The sequence below is a fragment of the Streptomyces sp. NRRL S-495 genome, assembly GCF_000966955.1.
GTDB lineage: Bacteria > Actinomycetota > Actinomycetes > Streptomycetales > Streptomycetaceae > Kitasatospora > Kitasatospora purpeofusca.
On the sequence record NZ_JZWY01001023.1, the window covers coordinates 1 to 6,997 of the forward strand.

General features: G+C 73.9%; 5 protein-coding genes. 3 read left to right on the forward strand and 2 right to left on the reverse strand.

Annotation, left to right across the window (positions count from 1 at the left end):
- Positions 1-14: 14 nt before the first annotated feature.
- Positions 15-2,867 (reverse strand): SdrD B-like domain-containing protein, encoded by a 2,853-nt coding sequence (locus VR45_RS38200; protein WP_078897412.1) that lies wholly within the window; start codon positions 2,865-2,867, stop codon positions 15-17.
- 276 nt (positions 2,868-3,143) lie between these two features.
- On the opposite strand from VR45_RS38200, the gene VR45_RS38205 reads away from it, so the two are divergent.
- The gene (locus VR45_RS38205; protein WP_045944552.1) at positions 3,144-4,409 is read left to right on the forward strand and encodes a 2-isopropylmalate synthase; all 1,266 of its coding nucleotides are present in this window, start codon (positions 3,144-3,146) and stop codon (positions 4,407-4,409) included.
- Positions 4,406-5,092 (forward strand): hypothetical protein, encoded by a 687-nt coding sequence (locus VR45_RS38210; RefSeq protein WP_045944553.1) that lies wholly within the window; start codon positions 4,406-4,408, stop codon positions 5,090-5,092. Before VR45_RS38205 ends, VR45_RS38210 begins: the two co-directional genes overlap by 4 nt.
- A 145-nt stretch (positions 5,093-5,237) precedes the next feature.
- On the opposite strand, the gene VR45_RS38215 is transcribed toward VR45_RS38210, so the two are convergent.
- Positions 5,238-5,936, reverse strand: coding sequence for a DUF1345 domain-containing protein (locus tag VR45_RS38215; RefSeq protein ID WP_045944554.1), 699 nt, complete (start codon positions 5,934-5,936; stop codon positions 5,238-5,240).
- Positions 5,937-6,179: 243 nt separating this feature from the next.
- Here VR45_RS38215 and VR45_RS38220 point away from each other — a divergent pair.
- Positions 6,180-6,997 (forward strand): hypothetical protein (locus VR45_RS38220; protein ID WP_045944555.1); only part of this gene is annotated, 818 nt, incomplete at its 3' end.

Consider the following 6,997-nt stretch of genomic DNA (forward strand, 5'->3'; position numbering starts at 1 on the left):
GGGCTGTACCGCTACTACTGGTGCCGCGCCCGGCGTCGGCGGGACAGCAGCAGGAGCGCCGCGCCGAGCAGCGTCAGCGTTCCCGCGCCGGCCAGCATCACCGGGATGCCCTCGCTCGCACCGGTGCTGGGCAGGTGCGATCCGGGGGCCGGCGGGGCGGGCTGCGGCGCGGCCGGGCCCGGCTGTGCCGGCGGCCAGGTCGCGGGCGGCGTCACCACGGTCGGCGCCGGGGTCGGCGTGTCCGTCGGGGTGGGCGTCGCCGTCGGGGTGGGCGTCGGGGTCGGGGTCGGAGTGGGCGTGGGTGTCGGGGTGGGCGTGGGCGTGGGCGTCGGGATCAGCTTGTTGACGGCCGTCACCGAGACCCCGTCGGTGAGGTTGTCGGCGGTCAGCTTCAGCGGGCCGAACACCGTCACCTCCGGCGCGGAGTAGCCGTCCGGCGGGCTGGTCTCCTGCCAGTAGTACGTCCCGACCGTGCCGGCGCCCTGGCAGATGCCGTCGGCCCCGGTCGTGCACGGGTCGCCCACCGCCGTGTCGGGCTTGTCGCCGGTGCTCTGCAGCCCGTCGGTGCCGTTGGTGTCCTTCCACAGCCGGAACTTCGCGCCCGCCAGCGGCTTGCCGTCCTGGTCGTGCTTGACCAGGCGCAGCGCGCCCTCCTGCTGCCGGAACCCGAAGTCGTAGGTGTGGTCGTTCTCGCCCGGTCCGCCGGTGGTCAGGGCCCGTTCGACGTACTGCCCGCCCGCCGGAACGACGCCCTTGGAGTCGATGAAGTGGTTGTCGCCGACGTCCGCGGTGGTGGGCACCCACTGGTACAGGGGGCCGTCCTTGGCGTAGTCGGCCGGGTTGTCGAGCTTGACGGTGTACTTGGTGCGCGGCTTGAGGCCGCCGGTGACGTTGGAGTCGTCGAAGTAGTACTCGCCGCGCGCGGTGGTCTTCGTGGTGCCGACGAGCTTCCCCGACTCGTCGTACAGGTTGACCGTCGCCCCCGGAACCGGGCGCTGGCCCGGCAGTTGGAGGCCGGAGCGCTCGGGGTCGTACCAGACCCGGTTGCCGATCTGGAGCGGGGCCTGGTCGCAGAGCACCTCGAGGTCGCCCATCGAGGCGCCCTTGCCGAACGGCGCCGCCGCCCCCGGCGGGTTGAGCCGCAGGCCGAACTTCGGGTCCTGCTCGCCGTTCCGCTGGAGGAAGGAGGTGCCGTAGCCGAAGGCGGTGTGGTTGGGGTCGAAGGCGGAGGTCGCGATGGTGTTCTCGACCTTGGAGAAGGCCATGCCGGCGAAGGCCGTGTTGCGGTGGCCGCCCCAGCTGGTGTCGAAGAAGCGGATTCCCCGGGGGGACAGCCCGCAGCCGTTGTTGGTGTCCATCACGTAGCTGCCGTTGACCGGGCAGGCCTTGTTGAGGTCACCGCCCGACATCACGACGGAGATGGAGCCCGGCGTGGGGCCGGCCGGGGCGCGGTCGCCGAAGCGGTCCCGGAAGGACAGCAGCATCGAGCCGTCGGTCTCGAAGGCGATCTCGCCCAACTCCGGTTCGGGGTTGGCGATGGTGCTGGCACCGCAGGGGTTGCCGTTCTGCGAGGTCGGATAGGTGTTGGTCCACGGGAACCAGCCCGCCCCGTCGCAGGGGCCGCCGCCGACGGTGCTCTCGCGCGGGTAGTCCAGCGGCTGCTTCAGCACCGCCGCCGCGAAGGCGCCGGTGCCGAGGTCGAACGGCAGCACGACCGCGCGCAGGTCGGCGACCTTGCCGGTCGACTCGCCGGAGCAGACGCCGCCGAGGTAGCCGGTGCCGTCCTGGAGGCCGAGGCCGAACGGCCGCCAGTCCACGGCCGCCGGGCAACCGGGGTCGGGGATCGGGTAACTGGCCTTCGGTGCGGCCGCCGTGGGCCCGGTGGCGTCGTAGCGGTAGAGCTTGCGGTCGTTGAGATTGACGACGAAGAGGTCCTTGCCGTCGTCGGTGACCTTGATGCCGCCGAGACTCTCCTTGCCCGGCACCGCCAGGAAGCCGTCGTCGGTGCCGCCGCCGTGGGCGGTCGCGCCGGCGTTCGGGACGGTGGTGAAGAGCTTCGTGGTCTTCGTGACCGGGTCGGTCACGTAGATCGCGCCCGCGCCGCCGGGGCCGTAGTCCGTGGTGCGCTTGGCGACGGCGGAGGAGAACAGCCGGCGGTCCGCCCGGTTCCAGGCGATGCCGAACAGGGTGCCGGTGTCGGCGTTGGTGGCGAGGTCGGTGGCGTTGACGTCCACGCCCTCCTGGCCGCGCGCGCTGTACGGGAAGGACAGCAGCGTGCGCTGCGTCCCGCCCTCACGCGTGGTGGGCTGGCAGGCCGAGACCAGCGGGGCGTTCTTCTGGCAGTAGTCGCCGGGGCTCCACAGCCCGGTGGTGTAGGAGACGTTCCTGCCGCCCGAGAGGTCGACGAACTCCTCGTTACTGCTCAGCTGGTTGGGCGCGCCGGTCAGGCCCTGCCGGGAGGCGAAGGCCGGGTAGAGCTTGCCGGGTTTCGGATTCACCACCTGGACGCGGTACTTGCCGCCGGTCGGCTTGGCCGCGGCCGGCGCCAGCGTCACCGTGCCGTCGGCCGCCGTGGTGCCCTCGATGCTCGCGCCGGCGTCGTCGGTGAGGGTCACCTTGACGCCGGCCAGCCCGGGTTCCAGTGCGGGCGTCCACACCCCGGTGGTGTCCACGGCCCGCACCACGCGGACCGTCACGGTGCCGTCGCCCGGCTGCGGGAAGGCCTCCGGCGCGGCCACCAGCGAGACCGCGCCGATGCCGACGGCCAGCGCCACCGCTCCGCCGACGGTCCGGCGGCCGGGCACTCCCTGCCGCCGTCGCTCCGGGCCGCGTACGGCGCCCGGTTCCTGTGCACGTGTCGTTCTCATCCCTGCTCTCATGGTGGAGTTGGGCCTGCCGCCCCGACCTCGGATGAGAGTCGTGTATGGCGGAAAGCCGCCGTTGGTAAGGGGATCTTAAAGGGGTCTTATGGAAGTTCGCAGGAGAACCAGGAACTTTGACGTTCCATCAGATGTTCTGCTGCATCCCTCCTGATGGGGCGTCGACCATGGCTTCCGGGAGCGCGCGCAGGCGTGCGAAGAGCCGCCGTCCGCGCCCCACGAGCGCCCGGCACAGGGTGCGGTCCGGACGAGAGGGGATCACCGATGCGGGACATCGTGCGGGAGTCGGCGGCGGCCGGACGCCTGGTGGTGTGGGAGGAGTCGGCGCGCGACGGCGCGCAGGCCAAGACCTTGATGCCGGGCGGCTTCCGGGTGCGGCTCGCCCGGGAGCACGGCGCGGTGTTCGGCGCGGACGGGCCGCGCCACGTGGTGTTCGCCGCCGGATTCCCCGCCGTGTGCGCCGAGGAGTTCGAGGCGGTGCGCCAGGTCGCCGTCGAGACCGAGGGGCAGGTTTCGGCCGCGGCCGTCTGCCGGGGCACCGAGGCCGACGTCCGGCAGGCGGTCGCCTCGGTGCGCGGCGTCGCGCACGCCCGGGTGCTGGCGGTCGTCCCGGCCTCCGAGGCGATGGCCCGGGTGATGACGCACCGGGGCGCCCGCGAGGCGCTCGCGCACGGCACCGACCTGGTGAAGACGGTGCGCGACCTGGACGAGGGCGTCGCGATCGACCTGTGCCTGGCCGACGCCTCCCGGGCCGACCACGGCCTGATGGCCGAAGCGGCGGGCGGGTTCACCGCCGCCGGGGCCGGCACGGTACTCCTCGCCGACACCGTCGGGCGCCAACTCCCCGGCGAGACAGCCGAGATGTTCGAGCGGGTGGCCGCCTCGGCCGGTCCCGGGGTGTTACTGGGCTCGCACCTGCACAACGACCTCGGTCTCGGGCTCGCCAACACCGTCCAGGCCGTGCGCAACGGCGCCCGGGTGGTGGCCAGTTCGTGGCTCGGCCTGGCCGAGCGCTCCGGCCTGGTCGCCACCGAGCAGCTGCTGTTCCTGCTCGCCCACGACCCGGAGCGCGCAGCGGCCCTGCTCGGTGCCGACGGGCGCGCCGCCGAACTGTGGTGGCGGGCACCGGACCTCACCCGGCTGCCGCGTATCGCCGCCCTGGTCTCGGAGCAGACCGGGGTACCGCTGACGGTGACCACCCCGGTGGTCGGCACCGGGGTCGCCACCATCTCCACCGGCACACCCTTCGTCGACCCCCGACTGTTCCAGCCCTACGACCCGACGGCCCTGCTCGGGGTCGAACCCCGGATCGTGCTCACCCAGTTGGCCAGCACCCGGGTCGTCACGGCGGTCGCCGAGCGGCTCGGCCACCGGCTGGACGCCGCCGGGGCCCGCGCGGCCACGGCCTGGGTGAAGCGCCGGGCGTTCCGCACCGGCCGGGCCGTCGTCGACGACGAACTGTTCGCCGCCTACCTGGACGGCCTCGCCCGCACCACCGCCGCCGCCACCACCACCGAGGACACCCCGTGACGCCGACGCCCCCCGCCCGCCGACTGTCCGAGCTCGCGGCCGTCCGCGCCGCCCTGGCCCGGGGGCGGGCCGTGGTGCTGCCCAACCCCGCCCCGCTGACCTGCGTCGTCGCCGCCACCCGGCCCGACGCCGTCAACACCGCCAAGCAGCGCCCGGCGGAGCAGGCCGTCGCGCTCTGGGCCCACCACCCGCGGACCCTGGACGCCCTGACGGAGCGGCTCGACCTCGGCCCGGACGCGCTGCGGCTGGCCCGGCGGCTGCTCGCCGAGGAGCACCTCACCGTGCTCGCGCCGGTACGTCGCCCCGAGGAGGCGCCGCCCTGGCTGGCACCGGCCACCAAGAACGGCTGGACGCTGCTGTTCGGCGCCCGCTGGCAGCCGCTGGCCGGCCTCCTGGACGACTTCCCGGTGCTGTACGTCAGCAGCGCCAACCGGACCGGCCACGACCCGGCGCCCGGGTCGGCCGAGGCCCTCGCGATGTTCCCGCCCGGTGTGCCCGTCCTCCGCTCCCCCGTCCCCGACGACGACCCCGACGACCCCGACGGGCCACGCAGGGCCGCCACCACCACCGTCCGCCTGCACCCGGACGGCCGGCTCGACCTCCACCGGCACGGCGCGCAGGACCGCGCCTTCGCCGATCCCGGGCAGTACCTGGCCCGGCTCCGGAGCCATTGGGGGCGCTGACGGCCGGCCGGGCACCGGTGCCCGCCAGGAGCCGCCGGGGACTGGTGCGCCCCGGCGGCCGTCGGGGAGACTTCCGACGGGGGTGAGCGTGTTGGAGCATCGGGCGGTGTCGGGGCGGGGCCGTCCCTCGGCACCGGGCCGCCGCTCAGCCCCGGTCCAGGGCCGACACCAGGCTCGCCACCGTCACCGTGTTGAAGACGAAGGCGATGACGGCGTTGGCCGCGACCGTGCGCCGCATCTCCCGGGAGGTCACGTTGACGTCGGTGGTGCCGAAGGTCGTCATGACGGACACGGCGAAGTACATGTAGTCGGCCCAGACGGCGGACCCGCCCTCGGTGGCGGTTCCGCTGCCCGGGAACTCCAGCGCCCGTTCGTCCTCCACCAGGTTGTCGGCGTGGAAGGCGACGGCGAACGAGACGAGCACGCACACCCACGCCTCGACGACCAGCGCGAGCGCGATCGCCACCCGGACACCGACCAGGAGCGCCGACCCCAGATGGCCGGGGCGCCAGACCAGGGACACCACCAGCGCGGCCGCCGCGACGGAGACCGACACCCCCGGCCCCGGGGCGCTGCCGAGCAGGTAGCGCTGCAGGACAGTGCCGCGCTCGGAGCGCCGCGCCCAGTCCCGGATCCGCTCCGGCGAGGCACCGGTGAAGGCCACCAGGGTGGCGGTCAGATAGGCCGACAGATAGGCGAACAGCACCAGGACGGCGACATCCGCCCCGGAGAGCAACGCCGGGCCCTCGTGGAGCGCGAGCAGCAGCACGAGCACGGCCGCCGCGACGGCGGCGACCAGCAGGCTCACGGCCGCGCGGCGGCGTTCGGACAGCCAGGAGTGCACCGGCGGGCTCCTCGGGAAGGGGGCTGGCGGGGCGGCCGCCGATGCCGCGGCGGGCCGCCAGTGTAAGGGCCCGGGCACCGTCCGCCACGGAAGGCGGGTCCGGCGACGTGACCCAGGTGTTCAACCCGGGCGCCCTTGACCGGTCAATTACTTCAAGTAGTCTCGCCAGCCGAGCCACAGGCACTGAGGGCTCGGGACCACCTTGCTGCTCACGATCCGGACCTACGGCTGGAGTTCAAGGCGATGACGGCGGCGATCGGGATCGACCCGCGCTTTGCGTACCGTGTCTACCTCTCACTTCTTCGCACCGAGGGCGTCGGCGGAGGCCCGGAGGACCTCGCCCGGGCCGTCGCCCGGGACCTCGGTGCCGGGACCGAGGAGGTCGGGGAGGCCGTCGGCTGGCTGGCCGGCCACGGCCTCCTCGACCGGGACCGGGGAGCGCCGCCGGCCACGCCGCAGAGCGTACTGAGACGTTTGGTCGCCGATCAGCAGGAGCGGCTGGCCGAGGTCGCCCGCGCCCAGGACCTGATCTCCGACCTCACCGACGGCTTCCTCGCCACTCCGGCCCCCGCGGGGGAGGGTCCGGCGGTCGAGGTGGTCGAGTCACGGGATCAACTGGTGCACCGGTTGGGAGAGTTGCATGCGTCCAGCCGGTCGGAGGTGGCGGTGATGCTGCCCACCACCACCGAGCGGGAAGCGCTGCACCCGTGCATCCGCGAGGACGTCGAGCTGCTGCGCCGGGGCGTCCACTACCGGCTGGTGGCGCCGGCCTCCGCGCTGGGGAGCCCGGCGGTCGTCGAGTACGTGAACGCGCTCCAGGAGGCCGGCGCGGAGATCCGGACGGCGGAGTCGCTGCCGCTGCGGCTGGTCATCGTCGACCGGGAGAAGGTGGTCACCCGGTCGCAGGTCGAGGGGCTGCGCCGCAGTGTGGTGATCGACGGCGGACTGCTCGCCCAGCTCTTCACCCGGGTCTTCGAGCACAGTTGGTCCACGGCCGCGCCGTACACCCGGCGGCGGCGCGACGGCGGTTCGGCGCCGGTGCTGTCCGGCACCCACCGGCT